This window comes from Phyllobacterium sp. K27 (assembly GCF_054796155.1).
In genome coordinates this window covers 489,966-506,549 of record NZ_CM139240.1, presented here as the reverse complement: position 1 = coordinate 506,549, position 16,584 = coordinate 489,966, and the positions used below count along the sequence as shown (strand labels likewise).

Here is a 16,584-nt window from a genome sequence, read left to right as displayed (position 1 = left end):
ACATGCGCGTTGCGATCATCGATTATGGTTCGGGCAATTTGCGCTCGGCCACAAAGGCCTTTGAGCGTGCGGCTTATGAGAACAGTATCAATGCGACCATTGATTTGACGGCAGACGCGGAACGTGTGCGAGCAGCCGATCGCATTGTGCTCCCCGGTGTTGGTGCCTATGCTGATTGTCGCCGCGGGCTTCATGCTGTGGAGGGCATGGTTGAGGCCATTCATGAGGTGGCCATTGAAAAAGCCCGCCCTTTTCTCGGTATCTGTGTTGGCATGCAATTAATGTCGTCACGCGGACTGGAAAAGACCATTTCCACCGGGTTTGACTGGATCAAGGGTGATGTCCGCGAGATGGTGCCGTCCGATCCAGCTTTGAAAATCCCGCAGATCGGCTGGAATACCATTCGTTTGACGCGCCCGCATCCATTGTTCGACGGCATTGAAACCGGGCCGAAGGGGCTGCATGCCTATTTCGTCCACTCCTATTTCCTCGACGCAGAAATAGAAAATGATGTTCTCGCGGTCACTGATTATGGTGGGCCAGTCACCGCAGCAGTTGCCAATGACAACATGGCCGGAACGCAGTTTCATCCGGAAAAGAGCCAGGCGCTCGGCCTTGCCCTTATCGGTAATTTCTTGAGGTGGAATCCATGATCCTTTTTCCGGCGATTGATCTGAAAGACGGAACATGCGTTCGGCTGAAGCTTGGCGATATGGATCAGGCAACGGTCTACAATACCGATCCCGGGGCGCAGGCGAAGGCATTTGAGGATCAGGGCTTTGAGTGGCTGCACGTCGTTGACCTCAATGGTGCTTTTGCCGGCGAGTCGGTTAATGGCGCGGCTGTTGAAGCAATTCTCAAGGCAACAAAAAATCCGGTGCAGCTTGGCGGTGGTATCCGTACGCTCGAACATATCGAAGCCTGGCTGGCAAAAGGCCTTTCCCGCGTCATTCTGGGCACGATTGCCGTGCGTGATCCGGCGCTGGTTATTGAGGCTTGCAAGCGTTTCCCGGGCAAAGTGGCTGTTGGTATTGATGCCAAGGGTGGCAAGGTTGCGGTTGAAGGTTGGGCGGAGGCGTCAACGCTTGGCGTCATTGAGCTTGCAAAAAAGTTTGAGGGCGCTGGAGTAGCGGCGATCATCTACACGGATATCGACCGGGACGGCATTCTGGCTGGAATCAACTGGGAATCGACATTGCAACTTGCAGAGGCCGTTTCCATTCCGGTCATTGCATCGGGTGGTTTGGCATCAATAGCCGATATTGTCCGTATGACCATGCCCGATGCCCGCAAGCTCGAAGGGGCTATTTCGGGCCGCGCACTTTATGACGGCCGTATTGATCCTGAAGAGGCGCTGGATGTGCTCCGGCAGGCACGGGAGCGCGCCGCATGACCCTGAAAGCACGCGTTATTCCCTGTCTGGATGTGAAGGATGGGCGTGTCGTAAAAGGCGTCAATTTCGTTGATCTTATCGATGCCGGTGATCCTGTTGAGGCAGCAAAAGCCTATGATGCCGCAGGAGCGGATGAACTCTGCTTCCTCGATATTACGGCTTCGTCAGACAATCGCGAGACAATCTTCGACGTTGTTGCCCGCACGGCTGAGCAATGTTTTATGCCGCTAACGGTTGGAGGCGGTGTGCGTACCGTCGCTGATATCCGTAAATTGCTGCTGGCGGGAGCCGACAAAGTATCGATAAACACGGCTGCGGTGATCAATCCTAACTTTATCGCTGAAGCCGCTGACAAATTCGGCAATCAGTGTATCGTCGTGGCAATCGACGCCAAAAAAGTATCGACTGCGAATGAGCCGGATCGCTGGGAAATTTTTACCCATGGCGGACGTCAGGCAACCGGTATTGATGCCGTCGAATTTGCCCGCAAGGTTGTTGACCTGGGCGCGGGCGAAATCCTGCTGACTTCCATGGATCGTGATGGCTCAAAGATTGGCTACGACATACCTGTTACTCGCGCCATTGCCGATGCCGTTCGCGTGCCGGTCATTGCGTCCGGAGGTGTGGGCAATCTCGATCATCTGGTTGAGGGCGTCAAGGAAGGCCATGCATCGGCAGTCCTCGCTGCATCCATCTTTCACTTTGGAACCTATACGATAGCGGAAGCGAAAGCGCATATGGCGGCGGCGGGAATCCCTATGCGGCTCGACCCTGTGCGTTAATTGGAGAGTTTTGATGAGCGCATTCACCTTGGCGGACCTGGAACGAATTATTGCCACGCGCGCCAGCTCAACGGATATCAAATCTTACACGGCCAGTCTCTATGCCAAAGGCATCGGCAAAGCCAGCCAGAAGCTTGGTGAAGAGGCGGTAGAAACGGTCATTGCCGCCGTTTCCGGCGATAGGGACGGTGTTGTTTCCGAGAGCGCGGATTTGCTTTATCATCTGCTGGTGGTCCTTGGAATTTCCGGGATCAGGCTAGATGAGGTTCTGCAGGAGTTGCAGCATCGGACAAGCCAGACCGGACTTGAGGAGAAAGCCGCGCGGGGGCAGGGCTGATCATGTTCAAGGGCGCGGCAAGCGGAAGGTATGCGGCCATAGCTGTGGAGGGCGACGTCGTGGATCAATTGGCACCCAGCGAGTTCTCTCCCTACCGCTTTTTCAGCGCGGACCGTTGGGCCGAGTTTCGCGCCGACACGCCGATTACCCTGACCTATGAAGAAATCAAGCGTCTGCGTTCATTGAACGATCCGATCGATCTTGATGAGGTCCGCCGGATTTATCTTTCGCTCTCTCGTCTGCTTTCGGCTCATGTCGAGGCAAGTCAGTTGTTGTTCTATCAGCGCCGCCAGTTTCTCAACACGGGCGATGCATTCAAAACCCCCTTCATCATTGGTATTGCGGGATCGGTTGCAGTGGGCAAATCAACCACTGCACGTGTGCTGAAGGAGCTTCTGGCACGCTGGCCCTCAAGCCCGAAGGTCGATCTCGTTACGACGGACGGGTTCCTTTACCCAAATGATGTTCTGCGTGCCAAAGGTCTGATGGAACGCAAGGGGTTTCCGGAGAGCTATGATGTCGGCATGGTGTTGCGGTTCCTCTCGCAGATCAAGGCGGGCCAGCGCAACGTCAACGCTCCGCTCTATTCGCACCTGACCTATGACGTGTTGCCGGGTCAGTTTCAGACTGTTGATGCGCCGGATATCCTGATTTTTGAGGGTATTAATGTACTCCAGGTGCGCGACTTGCCGGAGGACGGCAAGATGGTCCCATTCGTTTCAGACTTCTTCGACTTCTCGATCTATATTGATGCGGATGAAGAGCAAATTCACAAATGGTACATTGATCGTTTCATGCGCCTGCGTGAAACGGCGTTCAAGAACCCTAGCTCGTTCTTCCATCGCTATTCGACAATTTCCGATGATTCTGCCAGAGCAATCGGTGAGAGTCTGTGGGCAAACATCAACCTGAAAAACTTGCGCGAGAATATCCTGCCGACAAGGCCGCGCGCGGACCTTATCCTGCGCAAGGGCGACAATCATCTTGTGGAAGAAGTGGCGCTCAGGAAGCTGTGACGCGCCTGAGCGTTAGATTGATCCGGCCAGTGCTTTTCAGCAAAGTGGACGTTCCCGGATAAATGCGATCTACCCCATGAAATGCCAGTCGACCCTCGCCACCCAGCACTACAACGTCGCCACTTGAAAGCTTGATGGATTGCGTTGCGTCTTTGCGGTTGGTGCCACCAAAGCGAAAGAGACATGCGTCTCCCATGGAAACCGAAACAACGGGTGCCTCAAGATTCTGCTCATCGCGATCCTGATGAAGGCCCATTTTAGCGGCTTCAGAATAGAAATTGATCAAGCAGGCCTCAGGAGGTTGCGGATAGTTGCCGACGCTTTGCCATAGTTCGAGTAGCTGTTGCGGGATCACGGGCCAAGGCTGCTGCGTGACCGGGTGCACGGCTTGATAACGATAGCCTCGGTCTTTATCGGTAACCCAGCCGAGAGGGCCGCAATTGGTCATGCGCACGCTCATTTCCTTGCCCGTCCGTGGCATTGCCGGGACATAAAGCGGAGCTGCGGCTACGACCGCACGAATTTCTTCCAGCAATGCAATCTGCTGCTGCTGGCTGAAATAGTCGGGAAAGTAGCGAATGCCCGGTGCGAGCAGTAGCATTGGCTTGCAACCTTAAAAACAAACCCGGCACCATGCACCGGGTTTGCGGGTTATAAAGCTTAGCTTAGCTCAGTTCAGGGATACGCAGGACCTGGCCTGGATAAATCTTGTCCGGATGGCTGAGCATAGGTTTGTTGGCTTCAAAAATGAGCGTGTTCTTCGCGCCCTTGCCCTTTCCATACTGGGACTCGGCGATTTTCCAAAGATTATCGCCCTTTTTCACCGTATAGAAGACAGGTTCCTTTGCGACAGAGCCCGTTGTGGTTTGATCAACCGTCAGGCCGCCTGTATCCACTTTGGAAACACCGAGCGAGTTGCCGACCGCAATGATCGCTTTTTCGAGGATTTCCTGGTTGGTCACATTGCCCTTGAGTACGGCCTTGTCACCTTCTACTACCACCTCGACATTATCAGTACCGAGCTTGTGGGAATCGAGTTCTTTCTTGAGTGCTTCAGCGCTTGGCTCTTCATCGCCAATACCGATTTTCTTGCCTACGGATTTTACGAAATCAAATAGTCCCATGACTGGCTCCTTGCTGATCGTTCAAATCGACAGGCAATGTTGTGACATTTCATGCCTGTTTTGGAAAGGATGATTTGAACCCGAACCATAACGCAGCTTTGAGCGAATTGATCCCAGTTAATCGCCCTGAACCTTGCCGCGCATTTTTTTCACACCGGAACGGCCTGATTTTTCTTTCAGGCGGCGCTCTATCGAACCCTTTGTGGGCCGAGTTTTTCTGCGTGGCGGCGGCGGTGGTTCTGCAGCTTTTGCAATCAGCGCCACCATACGCTCGCGTGCGTCCTGACGGTTGCGCTCCTGTGTGCGAAAGCGGTTTGCTTCGATCAATATTTCGCTGTCTTTGGTTGCCCGCTGACCAGCAAGGGCGATGAGCCGTGCCAGTACCTCTTCCGGCAAGCCGGCCCTCACTGCGTAGAAGCGCAGTTGAACGGCGGTGGAGACCTTGTTGACATTCTGGCCGCCGGGACCTGCCGAGCGAATAAAATTCTCTTCCAGATCGCTCTCGTCGATCCAGATTCGGTTGTTGATTTTTATGCGGCTACGGCTTTCTTCCATTTTTACAGACCAATCAAATGCTTGTCGGTTTGGTGAGTACTACATATGATATCAGTCAGATACTTATGTTTTTTGAACTGCTGGATAGATATAATGATACATTCTTATGTTGCTTATATTGATGAGTCTGGAGATGATGGTCTCGATAAATTTCGTAGCCCCGGAGGTAAAGGCGGGGCGTCAAGCTGGCTTGTAATTTCAGCGTGTATATTTAGACAGGCACACAGCCTTGAAGCGGTGAAATGGCGTGACGAAATATCCTCCAAGATACCTGAAAAGAAAAGCAGATCACTTCACTTTGCAGAACTAAACCACAATCAGAAAGTTGTTGTGACTGAGGTGCTTGCGACGAAACCTATCCGCGTATTAAGTGTACTTACTGCCAAAAAAACCATACCAAAGGGTATTTATACAGAGAAAAATCAGCTCTATTTCTATATGACTCGTTATCTCATTGAGCGAATGTCATGGATGTGCCGAGATTTAAGGCCTCAAGTTCCAGAAGGCGATGGTAGGGTAGCAATTACCTTTTCAAGGCGTGGTGGAATGTCTTATCAGAACTTTAGAAGTTATCTGGGAAAACTTCGGGAAGCAAAATCAGACGACGTAAAAATTCACTGGCCTGTCATCGATATTGATTCAGTCGATGCACAGGATCACGCTAAAAGCGCCAGTTTGCAGCTAGTGGATGTCGCCGCCTCAGCGTTTGCCTCGGCTGTTGAGCCCAATATCTATGGTAATTGTGAAATGCGATATGCCAGAAATTTGAAACCGATAACTTATCATAGAAAGGGGAACTACCTGAGCTATGGCATCAAGCTAGTTCCCAAATATGAAGACTGTAGCTTAAATGGGGAGCAGATGAACTTCATCGCGCAATTTCAATAAAAATGGCAGCCCCCCGGCCCATAATTGCGATTTCTCGCCTGCAATCTCGCGAATGCTTTGGGTTTTTCCGGCGCATGACTGCCAAAAGAAATATAGCAGGTCGATAACTTGTTTTCAAGTAGGGTGTAAAAAATAGACATATGAATCAAATAGTTATGAGAAGAACGACTAACTCATTGTTTTGAATCGTTTTTTATATTCATGTCTGACTATGTAAGATAGGATGCTGCCATTAGAATATTAGCATCCTATCTCAATTTATAAGGAAGCTTACTCTGCTGCAACTGGTGTGTGCGGGGCAGCTGCCTTGATATCACTGTCGACATGGCTCTCGAACTTGTCGAAGTTGCGGATGAACATGTCGACAAGCTTGTTCGCCTGGGCGTCGTAGCCCGCCTTGTCTGCCCAGGTTGAGCGCGGATCGAGTATGGCGTTGTCGACACCGTTTACCGAAACGGGTACTGCAAAACCGAAGTTTGGATCCGTGCGGAATTCAACATTCTTCAAGGAACCATCCAAAGCGGCGGACAAAAGTGCTCGCGTTGCCTTGATCGGCATGCGCTTGCCAACACCATAGGCCCCGCCGGTCCAACCCGTATTCACCAGCCAGCAATCAACGTTGTGATCCGCTATGAGTTGGCGCAGCAGATTGCCATACTCCGAAGGGTGCCGGGGCATGAATGGTGCACCGAAGCAGGTCGAGAATGTCGCTTCCGGTTCCGTTACACCACGCTCGGTACCGGCAACCTTCGCGGTGTAACCGGAAAGAAAGTGATACATTGCCTGCGCAGGCGTGAGCTTGGCAATGGGTGGCATAACGCCAAAAGCATCGGCCGTGAGCATGATGATATTCTTCGGATGGCCCGCCTTGCCGGTCTTCGAAGCATTGGGAATGAAATCGAGTGGATAAGCGCAGCGTGTATTCTCGGTCAACGAGCCATCATTGAAGTCGGGCTGGCGTTTGTCATCCAGAACGACATTTTCCAGAACTGTGCCAAAACGTTGTGTTGTTGCGAAAATTTCCGGCTCGGCTTCTGCGGAAAGACGAATGGTCTTGGCGTAGCAGCCGCCTTCAAAATTAAAAACGCCGTGCTCGCCCCAGCCATGCTCGTCATCGCCGATCAGTGTGCGTGTGGGATCGGCTGAAAGTGTCGTCTTGCCGGTACCGGAAAGGCCAAAGAACACCGCGGTATCGCCATCAGGGCCCTCATTGGCCGAGCAATGCATAGGCATGACGCCTTTTGCCGGCAGAATATAGTTGAGCGCTGTAAATACGGACTTTTTCATTTCGCCGGCATAGGCCGAGCCGCCGATCAAAACGATAAGGCGCTTGAGGTCGACAGCAATGACCGTCTCTGTCCGCGTACCATGACGCGCCGGGTCGGCGCGGAAGGATGGCAGGTCGATAATTGTCATCTGCGGAACAAAATCCGCTAAAGCCTCGCGTTCCGGACGAATGAGGAGATTGCGGATGAATAGGGAGTGCCACGCAAACTCGGTGATGACACGCGTATTAAGCTTGTAGTCTTCATCAGCCCCGCCAACGAGGTCCTGAACAAAGAGCTCCTTGCCCTTTGCCTGCTCCATGAAATCGGCATAGAGCAAGTCGAAAGCCTCCGGTGACATAGCCGAGTTATTGTCCCACCAGACATTGCCTTCCGTTGATGCGTCGCGAACAACGAATTTGTCCTTGGGGGAGCGGCCTGTATGCTGACCCGTGCGGGCGACAAGCGCACCTTGAGCCGTTAATACAGCTTCGCCGCGGCGCAATGTTTCCTCATAGAGTTCGGCAGTCCCAAGATTGTAATAGGCCGTCGAAACGCCCTTTAAACCTGAGTTGCCGAGCGCGATTGCCGCGTTGTGGATGCCGATCTCTCTAGTCATCTGTCCGCCATTGTTTAAGAAGGTGCATGGGTCAAACTTTTGGTTAATCTCATTCCATATGTTCAATGTAGAATGCGACTGGAATTGGTCAAAAGCAGAAAAATCAAACAGTTTCAAATGTTTAATCGATTTAAAGATTTTAATTTTTTTTAAATCGGTTTAATTGAAGTCGCTTTCAGTCGCCTTATTTACCTGCAAAAATCACCTGTAAAAGTGATTGGATGACAAGGTTTGCGATCTGTGCCACATTTTGTACCTAATTTGTCCGGCACAAGCGCACAGGTTTGTAGCACACAGGAAGGCAGGGCATGAGGGAAGTACCCGCAATGCAGACTATTGCGCTCGTCGATGACGATCGCAACATTCTGACATCCGTATCCATCGCACTGGAATCGGAAGGCTATCGCGTAGAGACCTATACAGATGGTGCCTCGGCGCTGGATGGACTGACCGCACGTCCGCCCAACCTCGCGATTTTCGATATCAAGATGCCGCGTATGGATGGCATGGAACTTTTACGCCGCTTGCGTCAGAAATCAGATCTTCCGGTTATCTTTCTCACGTCGAAGGATGACGAGATTGACGAACTGTTCGGTTTGAAGATGGGCGCGGACGATTTTATTACCAAGCCGTTTTCACAGCGCCTTCTCGTCGAGCGCGTGAAGGCAGTTTTACGCAGGGTTGCCGCGCGGGAAAGCACCGCCAAGCCGGGCAGCGTACAGGCCAAGTCACTGGAGCGTGGCCAGTTGGTCATGGATCAGGAGCGTCATACCTGCACGTGGATGGGTGAGCCTGTAACACTGACAGTTACCGAATTCCTCATTCTGCATTCTCTGGCACAGCGCCCCGGCGTTGTGAAAAGTCGTGATGCCTTGATGGATGCTGCTTATGACGAGCAGGTCTATGTTGATGATCGTACGATCGACAGTCACATCAAGCGACTGCGCAAGAAGTTCAAGGTCGTTGACGACGATTTCGACATGATTGAAACGCTGTATGGCGTGGGTTATCGCTTCCGCGAAACCTGAAAGAAGGCGCAGCCTGCTTTCAAAGCCGCGTGATCGGCTGTAAATTGGGTTGTCTCGACGTGATATGAGTGCGATGAGACAACCTGATCCGGATGTTTTGAGGCAAAAATGGTAGCCGAACTGCGACGCGGCAATATTACGCGCAAGAGCGCCGTCATGCGCCGGAAGCGTTCGCTTGCCCTGCGTCGGCTGTTCAAGCCGCTCAATCGTGTTTTCGGCAACTACCTTTTCTCAAGCCTGACACGGCGCATCCTTTTCTTGAACCTTGCCGGTTTGGCAGTGCTGCTCTCCGGCATCATGTACCTCAATCAATTCCGCGACGGGCTGATTGATGCGCGTGTCGAGAGCTTGATGACACAGGGCGAAATTATCGCTGGTGCAATCGCTTCATCGGCCACGGTAGACACAAACTCCATTGCGATTGATCCGGAAAAACTGCTGGAACTCCAAGCCGGGCAAAGCATCACACCTTCCCCCGATGTGCTCGATAATCTCGATTTTCCCATAAATCCAGAGCGCGTGGCGCCTGTCTTGCGCCGGCTGATTTCACCCACGCGCACCCGCGCCCGCATTTATGACAGGGATTCGAATCTCTTGCTCGATTCGCGTCATCTTTACTCGCGCGGACAGGTTCTTCGTTATGACCTGCCACCCATTGACGGGGAAGAGCCCAGTTTTTTCGAGCGCCTTACCAATCGCATGACACGGCTTTTGCGCCGAAGCGATTTGCCAATCTACCAGGAATTACCCGGCGGTAATGGCTCATCCTATCCGGAAATCGTCAAAGCCTTGACAGGACAGCCGGCAACTGTCGTGCGCATGACGGAAAAAGGTGAGCAGATTGTATCTGTTGCTGTGCCGATCCAACGTTTTCGCGCCGTGCTCGGCGTTTTGCTTTTGTCGACCGAAGGCGGTGACATTGACAAGATCGTTCAGGGCGAGCGTTACGCAATCATCCGTGTGTTCACGGTCGCTGCGCTGGTCATGGCCATCCTTTCCCTGTTTCTGGCCTCGACAATTGCCAATCCGCTGCGCCGTCTTGCTGCCGCGGCAGATCGCGTCCGCCATGGTGTGAAAAACCGCGAAGAAATTCCTGATTTTTCCGAACGACAGGACGAAATCGGGCACCTTTCCACCTCGATACGTGACATGACCAATGCGCTCTATGCGCGGATTGAATCGATCGAGAGCTTTGCTGCCGACGTCAGTCACGAGTTGAAGAATCCGCTCACATCCTTGCGCAGCGCCGTTGAAACCTTGCCATTGGCGAAGAATGACGATTCTCGCAAACGGTTGATGGATGTCATTCAGCATGATGTCCGCCGCCTTGATCGCTTGATAACGGACATCTCCGATGCATCAAGACTTGATGCCGAGCTCGCCCGCGAAGATTCCGAGCATGTGGACCTCAAGTTCCTGCTGGGCAACCTGGTTGTCGCTGCGCGCGAGGTCCGCCGAAACAAGAAAGACACACGCATTGAGTTCGTGGTGGACAAGCTACCAAATAACCGAAAGGGATTTTTTGTCGTCGGCCATGATTTGCGCCTGGGCCAGGTTGTATCAAATCTTATTGAAAACGCGCGCTCGTTTGTTCCAGTTGAAAGCGGTGTCATCACGGTCACGCTACAACATTTGGGCGACAGAATTCGTATACTTGTTGAAGATAACGGTCCAGGTATTCGCGTCGAACAGATCGACCGCATTTTCGAACGCTTCTATACGGACAGGCCCGCAGGCGAAGCTTTTGGACAGAATTCCGGTCTCGGCCTGTCGATCAGCCGCCAGATCATCGAAGCCCATGGTGGCACCTTGAATGCCGAGAATATTGTCGATCCGAACAATCCGGAGAATTACCTCGGCGCACGGTTTATAGCTGTTTTGCCGGTTGAGGCATAAAATGGCTTGTGAATTGATCCATGCCACTGCTGTCGTGGTTGGTGATCGGGGTATCATAATCATGGGGGCCTCCGGTTCCGGCAAATCTTCGGTTGCCAATGCCCTTTTGCAAAGAGCTTCTGCCGAGGGTCGATATGCAGCATTGGTTAGTGATGACCAATGCTTTGTGCGCGCAGTTTCCGGACGACTGATTTGCTCTGCTCCTGATACACTGCGTGGCGGAATGGAAGTGCGCGGCTCAGGACTGCATGTGTTTGCCTATGAACCATGTGCAGTGATTCACCTTGTGGTGCGTCTGGTTGAGACCGCGCATGTCGTGCGATTGCATGAGAACACCCATATGCAACTACAAGGTGTCGCAATTGCCCATCTGGACCTACCTGCGGGTGAAGTTGAATCTGCCTGCCGTTCGATTGAAGCGTGGTTATTCAGACCAGAATGGAAAAATAAGCTGGTTGATTCAGCGGGTTAACCAGTTATCCTGCGATAAAATGACTGACTGCCATGTGGATGACATTTTCTGCTTGCCTTCGCGATTCGTCCTGCCAGAATGCGACACCTGCCAAACGGGGCATTTTAGGGCGCAGAAAAAGCCTACTCTTAAACGGGCTGGCGCGACAGGAGCAGTTTCAGAATGATCGGACTCGTGCTTGTGACGCACGGAAGACTGGCCGAAGAGTTTCATCATGCGGTAGAGCATGTGGTCGGACAGCAGGAGTATCTGGAGACCGTCTCGATCGGTGCAGATGATGATATGGAGCAGCGTCGGCGTGACATCGTTGATGCGGTTGTTCGAGCTGACAATGGTTCCGGCGTCATTATCCTCACTGACATGTTCGGCGGAACACCGTCCAACCTTGCAATCTCGGTAATGGAGGCTGGACGCGTGGAAGTTATCGCTGGCGTTAATCTCCCAATGCTGATCAAGCTTTCCAGCGTCCGGCTTACGAACGACATGGCGGCCTCCTTGAAGGAAAGTCAGGACGCGGGACGCAAATACATCAATGTCGCCAGCCAGGTGCTGACAGCCAAATAGAGGTCGTAAATGCGTCTGACTGCGGAAACGACTGGCACCTTTAATGCGGAAAATGCGCTCGTTGAATTGTTTGAAATCGTTAACAGGCGTGGGCTGCATGCGCGTGCATCTGCAAAGTTCGTTCAACTGGTTGACGGTTATGATGCCCATGTGCGTGTCGAAAAAGACGGAATGACCGTTGGCGGCACCTCAATCATGGGGCTGATGATGCTGGCAGCTTCGCCCGGATGCTGCATCAAGGTCAGTGCGTCCGGTCGTCAGGCGTCGGAAGTAATGAAAGCGCTTGGCGTGTTGATTGCGGATAAATTTGGCGAAGAAGCCTGATCTTCGCCCGCTCAAGCTTTTCTCATAATTGTACAGGACACTTATGCTTGCATATGCACGCATAAGGATTTCTTTATATCCCATTGTGTGCGGATTGCATATCTGCTAGTCAAGCGCATCTCCGGCGGTCTGAAAACTTGGGCCTTGCCGATCCAAATAACAAAGACGGAGCTGAAAAAAGATGGCCGATAAGCAGGATTATGTCGTCAAGGACCTTGAACTGGCCGCATGGGGCCGCAAGGAAATGGATATTGCTGAAACCGAAATGCCTGGCCTGATGGCCAGCCGTGAAGAGTTCGGCAAATCGCAGCCACTCAAAGGTGCGCGCATCACCGGCTCGCTGCACATGACAATTCAGACGGCGGTTCTGATCGAAACTTTGCAGGAACTGGGTGCGAAAGTGCGCTGGGCATCGTGCAATATCTTCTCGACCCAGGATCATGCTGCCGCAGCCATTGCTGCAACTGGCACGCCGGTTTTTGCGGTTAAAGGCGAGTCGCTCGAAGAATACTGGACTTATACGGACCAGATCTTCCAGTGGCCGGATGGCGAACCATCCAACATGATTCTTGATGATGGCGGCGACGCTACAATGTATATCCTGATCGGCGCACGTGCTGAAGCTGGCGAAGATGTTCTTTCGAAGCCGGAAAGCGAAGAAGAGGAAATCCTTTTCGCACAGATCAAGAAGCGCATGAAAGAAACTCCGGGTTTCTTCACCAAGCAGCGCGATGCGATCAAGGGTGTAACCGAAGAGACCACCACCGGCGTCAACCGTCTCTATCAGTTGCAGAAGAAGGGCTTGCTGCCTTTCCCGGCAATCAACGTTAATGACAGCGTTACCAAGTCGAAGTTCGACAACAAATATGGCTGCAAGGAATCGCTGGTTGACGGTATTCGTCGCGCAACCGACGTGATGATGGCAGGCAAGGTCGCTGTCGTGTGCGGTTACGGCGATGTCGGCAAAGGTTCAGCTCAGTCGCTGCTGGGCGCTGGTGCCCGCGTCAAGGTTACGGAGGTCGATCCGATCTGTGCATTGCAGGCTGCCATGGATGGATTTGAAGTTGTGACGCTCGAAGATGCAGCGCCGACGGCAGATATCATCATTACCACAACCGGCAATAAGGATGTTATCACCATCGACCATATGCGCCTGATGAAGGATATGGTCATTGTTGGCAATATCGGTCACTTCGACAACGAGATTCAGGTTTCGGCGCTGCGCAATCTCAAGTGGAACAACATCAAGCCACAAGTTGACATGATCTCATTCCCGGATGGCAAGCGCCTTTTGCTTTTGTCAGAAGGCCGTCTGCTAAACTTGGGTAACGCTACCGGTCATCCAAGCTTCGTCATGTCCGCTTCCTTCACCAATCAGGTTCTGGCCCAGATCGAGCTTTATAGCCGTGGTGATCAGTACAAGAATGAAGTCTATGTCCTGCCGAAACATCTCGACGAAAAGGTTGCGCGCCTGCATCTCGACAAGCTCGGAGCGAAATTGTCGGTCCTTTCAGAAGAACAGGCTGCCTATATCGGTGTGACTCCCAAGGGTCCATTCAAGTCTGACCACTACAGATATTGATATAGTCTGAATATACCTACAATATATAGAAGCCGGAGAATCGACAAATTCTCCGGCTTTCTTTTTTGCGCATAGTTCTTCCCGTCGATTCCCTCAAGGTTTATTGTAGTGATTCGGGGTGACGTTGCTCTTGATGGGCCAAATGGCGACAAGCCGGATGGAAAAGAGCAATTGGCATTCGTCTGGATGGGGCTGCGACGGTTGATATGAGAATGAGAGCGGATGTCCGCAGTGAAGATGCAGCGCACAAACGATCGGTGCTGAGCAGGCTGCAAACCCGGGCATTGAGCGCAGTTTCCGCGCTGCCGATCCTTTTGACTGCTTCTTTCTCCGCTCGCGCTGAAGATGTACTTGGCCTCATTGATGCTCCCTTCGGAATGAAAGTCGGCACATTTGAAGTTGTGCAATTCGCCATGTTTCTCGGCGCCATGGGCGCGGCATTGCTTTCCGCTGGTTGGCTCATTCGCGAACGCAGCCGCATTGCCCATGAGAACCGCCATTTGCGCGATAAAGTCGCTGACCTCAATGTTACGGTTCAGCGCAATGAGGCTCTGCTCAATCTGAAAGATCAGCGTGTGATTGTCTGGGAAGGCAATTCTCCAACCCCAGCACTCATCGGAAGCTTGCCGCCTGAAATCGGCGTGCCGGAAAGCCGCTCGCTTTTTCTGGCATTTGGACGCTGGTTGCGCGTGGAATCCGTTACACTTCTGGACCGATCAGTATCGGCATTGCGCGAGAAAGCGCGCCCTTTCGACATCGCAATCGAAACATCGAAGGGCGCACCGCTCGAGGTACAGGGCCGCACGTCCGGCGGCTATGCCATTGTGCGCTTTATCAATCCCGGTGAAGTTCGTGCCGCGCAGGCGCTCCTTAAAACCGAGAATTATCATTTGAGCGAAGCCGTTGCGACGCTACGTGGTTTGCTGGATGCAATCGATATGCCGGCTTGGAGCCGGAGCAGCGAAGGTCAGTTGAACTGGGTCAATCTGGCCTACGCCAAGGCTGTCGACGAGCGTGATCCCAACAGCGCGGTTCGCGAAGGGCGTGAGCTTTTCGGCGTTCAGGCGCGCGAGCGGATAGAGCGCGACAAGGCGTTGAATCGTAAATTCCACGATCAGCTATCGACCGTGGTCGGTGGCGACAGGCACGTTTTCAGCGTTACTGACATTGCCGCAAGCACTGGATCTGCCGGTATGGCAATCGACATCAGTGAAGCCGAATTGATCCGAGAGGAATTCAAGCGAACTGTTCTCAATCATTCGGATACGTTGGATCAGTTGAATTCCGCCGTGGCAATGTTTGATGCCAATCGCAAGCTGCAATTCTTCAATCAGGCCTTCGCCAAGCTGTGGGGGCTCGAAACGCCATTCCTTGAAAGCAATCCTGACAATGCCATGTTGCTCGACCGTTTCCGCAGTGATGGGATACTTCCCGAACAGCCGGACTGGCGTCGCTGGAAGGAGCAGGTTCTTACCGCCTATCATTCAATCGAATCGCAAGAATATGTCTGGCATCTGACCGATGGCCGCACGCTGCGCGTCATCGTCAATCCCCAGCCGAAAGGTGGCGTTACCTGGGTCTTCGAGAATCTCACCGAAAAACTTGAGCTGGAAAGCCGTTATAATACGCTGATCAAAGTGCAGGGACAGACGCTGGATTATCTTGCAGAAGGCGTTGCGGTGTTCGGATCAGATGGAAAAGTGCGCCTTGCCAATCCGGCATTTGCATCCCTGTGGTCACTCAAGAGCGAGCAGGTAGCAGAAGGCACGCATATTTCTGCGATCCGCCGTGTATGTGAACCCGTTTCCGATGCGGAAAACTGGGAGTCCTTCGTAACCACAGTCACCGGCTTTGATGATGAGCGCCGCTCGCTCTCCGGCCAGATAGAGCTGACAACCGGCAAAATACTGTCCTACGCAACGGCACCCCTGCCCAATGGTCAGACCATGTTGACCTTTGTTGATGTGACCGATTCTGTTCAGGTCGAGCGCGCGCTGAAAGAAAAGAATGAGGCGCTGGAGCGTACTGACGAGCTTAAGAATGATTTTGTCCAGCATGTCTCCTATGAACTGCGTTCGCCGCTGACCAATATTATGGGCTTCACGGAGCTTCTTCAAACCCCCATGACCGGGCCGTTGAACGACCGTCAACGGGACTACCTTGATCATATCGGCACTTCGTCCTCGGTGCTGTTGACCATCGTGAATGACATTCTTGATCTGGCAACTGTGGATGCGGGGATCATGGAACTCGATATCAGTGATGTTTCCGTAACCGATGCAGTCACTGTTGCTTCGGAGAAGGTCGCGGAGCGGCTCAAGGAACATAATATCCTGCTCGACACCCGTATCGAGACCGGCACAGGCTCATTCCGAGCCGATGCGGCCCGTATCAAGCAGGTGCTCTCCAATCTTTTAAGCAATGCAGCAAACTATGCTCCCGAAGGCAGCACGATTACCCTCAAGTGCTGGCGCGAACAGACGCAAATGGTCTTTAGCGTTATGGATAATGGCCCCGGAATGCCGGATTATGTGCTCGACAGCATCTTCAAGCGCTTTCAACCTTATCCAAATGGCGGGCGCAAGCGTGGTGCAGGGCTGGGCTTGTCGATCGTGAAGGGCTTTGTCGAACTGCATGGTGGAACAGTTGATATTAGCAGTTCTGCAGGCAAGGGCACGCTGGTCACCTGTCGATTCCCGCTGGAGGCACGGACCTTCAGCATTGCTGCCGAATAGTCTG

The 16,584-nt window shown here is 52.7% G+C and carries 17 protein-coding genes; 13 read left to right on the top strand and 4 right to left on the bottom strand.

Annotation, left to right across the window (positions count from 1 at the left end; translation table 11 throughout):
• Positions 1–2 precede the first annotated feature (2 nt).
• Genes hisH through coaA form a run of 5 tightly spaced genes read left to right on the top strand, consistent with a single transcriptional unit; the run spans position 3 to position 3,528 of the window.
• Positions 3–653 carry an imidazole glycerol phosphate synthase subunit HisH gene (gene hisH, locus ACYJL1_RS02380; RefSeq protein ID WP_460896859.1) on the top strand — a complete coding sequence of 217 codons (651 nt, stop codon included), beginning with the start codon at positions 3–5 and terminating at the stop codon, positions 651–653.
• Positions 650–1,393, top strand: a complete 744-nt coding sequence (gene hisA, locus ACYJL1_RS02375) for a 1-(5-phosphoribosyl)-5-[(5-phosphoribosylamino)methylideneamino]imidazole-4-carboxamide isomerase (RefSeq protein ID WP_460896858.1) — start codon at positions 650–652, stop codon at positions 1,391–1,393. Before hisH ends, hisA begins: the two co-directional genes overlap by 4 nt.
• A complete protein-coding gene (hisF, locus tag ACYJL1_RS02370) occupies positions 1,390–2,175 on the top strand; it encodes an imidazole glycerol phosphate synthase subunit HisF (RefSeq protein WP_460896857.1) in 786 nt (261 codons plus the stop codon). The genes hisA and hisF overlap by 4 nt, the downstream gene beginning before the upstream one ends.
• Before the next feature lie 13 nt (positions 2,176–2,188).
• On the top strand, positions 2,189–2,512 hold the full coding sequence (locus tag ACYJL1_RS02365) for a phosphoribosyl-ATP diphosphatase (protein WP_460896856.1): 324 nt from the start codon (positions 2,189–2,191) through the stop codon (positions 2,510–2,512).
• A gap of 2 nt (positions 2,513–2,514) precedes the next feature.
• Positions 2,515–3,528: a type I pantothenate kinase gene (gene coaA / locus ACYJL1_RS02360; protein WP_460896855.1), complete on the top strand. Its 1,014-nt coding sequence runs from the start codon at positions 2,515–2,517 to the stop codon at positions 3,526–3,528.
• Here the strand turns inward: coaA and ACYJL1_RS02355 are convergent.
• The 3 genes from ACYJL1_RS02355 to arfB form a co-directional block, all read right to left on the bottom strand.
• Complete coding sequence (locus tag ACYJL1_RS02355) at positions 3,515–4,129, bottom strand: alpha-ketoglutarate-dependent dioxygenase AlkB family protein (RefSeq protein ID WP_460896854.1); 615 nt, start codon at positions 4,127–4,129, stop codon at positions 3,515–3,517. The two genes, coaA and ACYJL1_RS02355, sit on opposite strands and share 14 nt — an antisense overlap.
• A gap of 64 nt (positions 4,130–4,193) precedes the next feature.
• Complete coding sequence (lysM, locus tag ACYJL1_RS02350) at positions 4,194–4,652, bottom strand: peptidoglycan-binding protein LysM (RefSeq protein ID WP_460896853.1); 459 nt, start codon at positions 4,650–4,652, stop codon at positions 4,194–4,196.
• 117 nt (positions 4,653–4,769) lie between these two features.
• Positions 4,770–5,207, bottom strand: coding sequence for an alternative ribosome rescue aminoacyl-tRNA hydrolase ArfB (arfB, locus tag ACYJL1_RS02345; RefSeq protein ID WP_460896852.1), 438 nt, complete (start codon positions 5,205–5,207; stop codon positions 4,770–4,772).
• A gap of 93 nt (positions 5,208–5,300) precedes the next feature.
• Here arfB and ACYJL1_RS02340 point away from each other — a divergent pair, with 93 nt between their 5' ends.
• Positions 5,301–6,095, top strand: coding sequence for a DUF3800 domain-containing protein (locus ACYJL1_RS02340; protein WP_460896851.1), 795 nt, complete (start codon positions 5,301–5,303; stop codon positions 6,093–6,095).
• Between the two features lie 270 nt (positions 6,096–6,365).
• Here the strand turns inward: ACYJL1_RS02340 and ACYJL1_RS02335 are convergent, their stop codons facing one another.
• Entirely contained in the window at positions 6,366–7,979 is a 1,614-nt protein-coding gene (locus tag ACYJL1_RS02335; RefSeq protein WP_460896850.1) for a phosphoenolpyruvate carboxykinase, read from the bottom strand.
• Positions 7,980–8,287: 308 nt separating this feature from the next.
• On the opposite strand from ACYJL1_RS02335, the gene ACYJL1_RS02330 reads away from it, so the two are divergent.
• The 7 genes from ACYJL1_RS02330 (at position 8,288) to ACYJL1_RS02300 (ending at position 16,580) form a co-directional block, all read left to right on the top strand.
• A complete protein-coding gene (locus ACYJL1_RS02330) occupies positions 8,288–9,007 on the top strand; it encodes a response regulator transcription factor (RefSeq protein WP_460896849.1) in 720 nt (239 codons plus the stop codon).
• A 108-nt stretch (positions 9,008–9,115) separates the two neighbouring features.
• Positions 9,116–10,903: a stimulus-sensing domain-containing protein gene (locus tag ACYJL1_RS02325; protein WP_460896848.1), complete on the top strand. Its 1,788-nt coding sequence runs from the start codon at positions 9,116–9,118 to the stop codon at positions 10,901–10,903.
• 1 nt (position 10,904) lies between these two features.
• On the top strand, positions 10,905–11,375 hold the full coding sequence (locus ACYJL1_RS02320) for an HPr kinase/phosphorylase (protein ID WP_460896847.1): 471 nt from the start codon (positions 10,905–10,907) through the stop codon (positions 11,373–11,375).
• A 162-nt stretch (positions 11,376–11,537) separates the two neighbouring features.
• Entirely contained in the window at positions 11,538–11,939 is a 402-nt protein-coding gene (locus ACYJL1_RS02315) for a PTS sugar transporter subunit IIA (RefSeq protein WP_460896846.1), read from the top strand.
• 9 nt (positions 11,940–11,948) lie between these two features.
• Positions 11,949–12,263, top strand: coding sequence for an HPr family phosphocarrier protein (locus ACYJL1_RS02310; RefSeq protein ID WP_115054525.1), 315 nt, complete (start codon positions 11,949–11,951; stop codon positions 12,261–12,263).
• Between the two features lie 181 nt (positions 12,264–12,444).
• Positions 12,445–13,845, top strand: coding sequence for an adenosylhomocysteinase (gene ahcY / locus ACYJL1_RS02305; protein WP_460896845.1), 1,401 nt, complete (start codon positions 12,445–12,447; stop codon positions 13,843–13,845).
• Positions 13,846–14,051: 206 nt separating this feature from the next.
• Positions 14,052–16,580 carry a sensor histidine kinase gene (locus ACYJL1_RS02300; protein ID WP_460896844.1) on the top strand — a complete coding sequence of 843 codons (2,529 nt, stop codon included), beginning with the start codon at positions 14,052–14,054 and terminating at the stop codon, positions 16,578–16,580.
• Positions 16,581–16,584 lie beyond the last annotated feature (4 nt).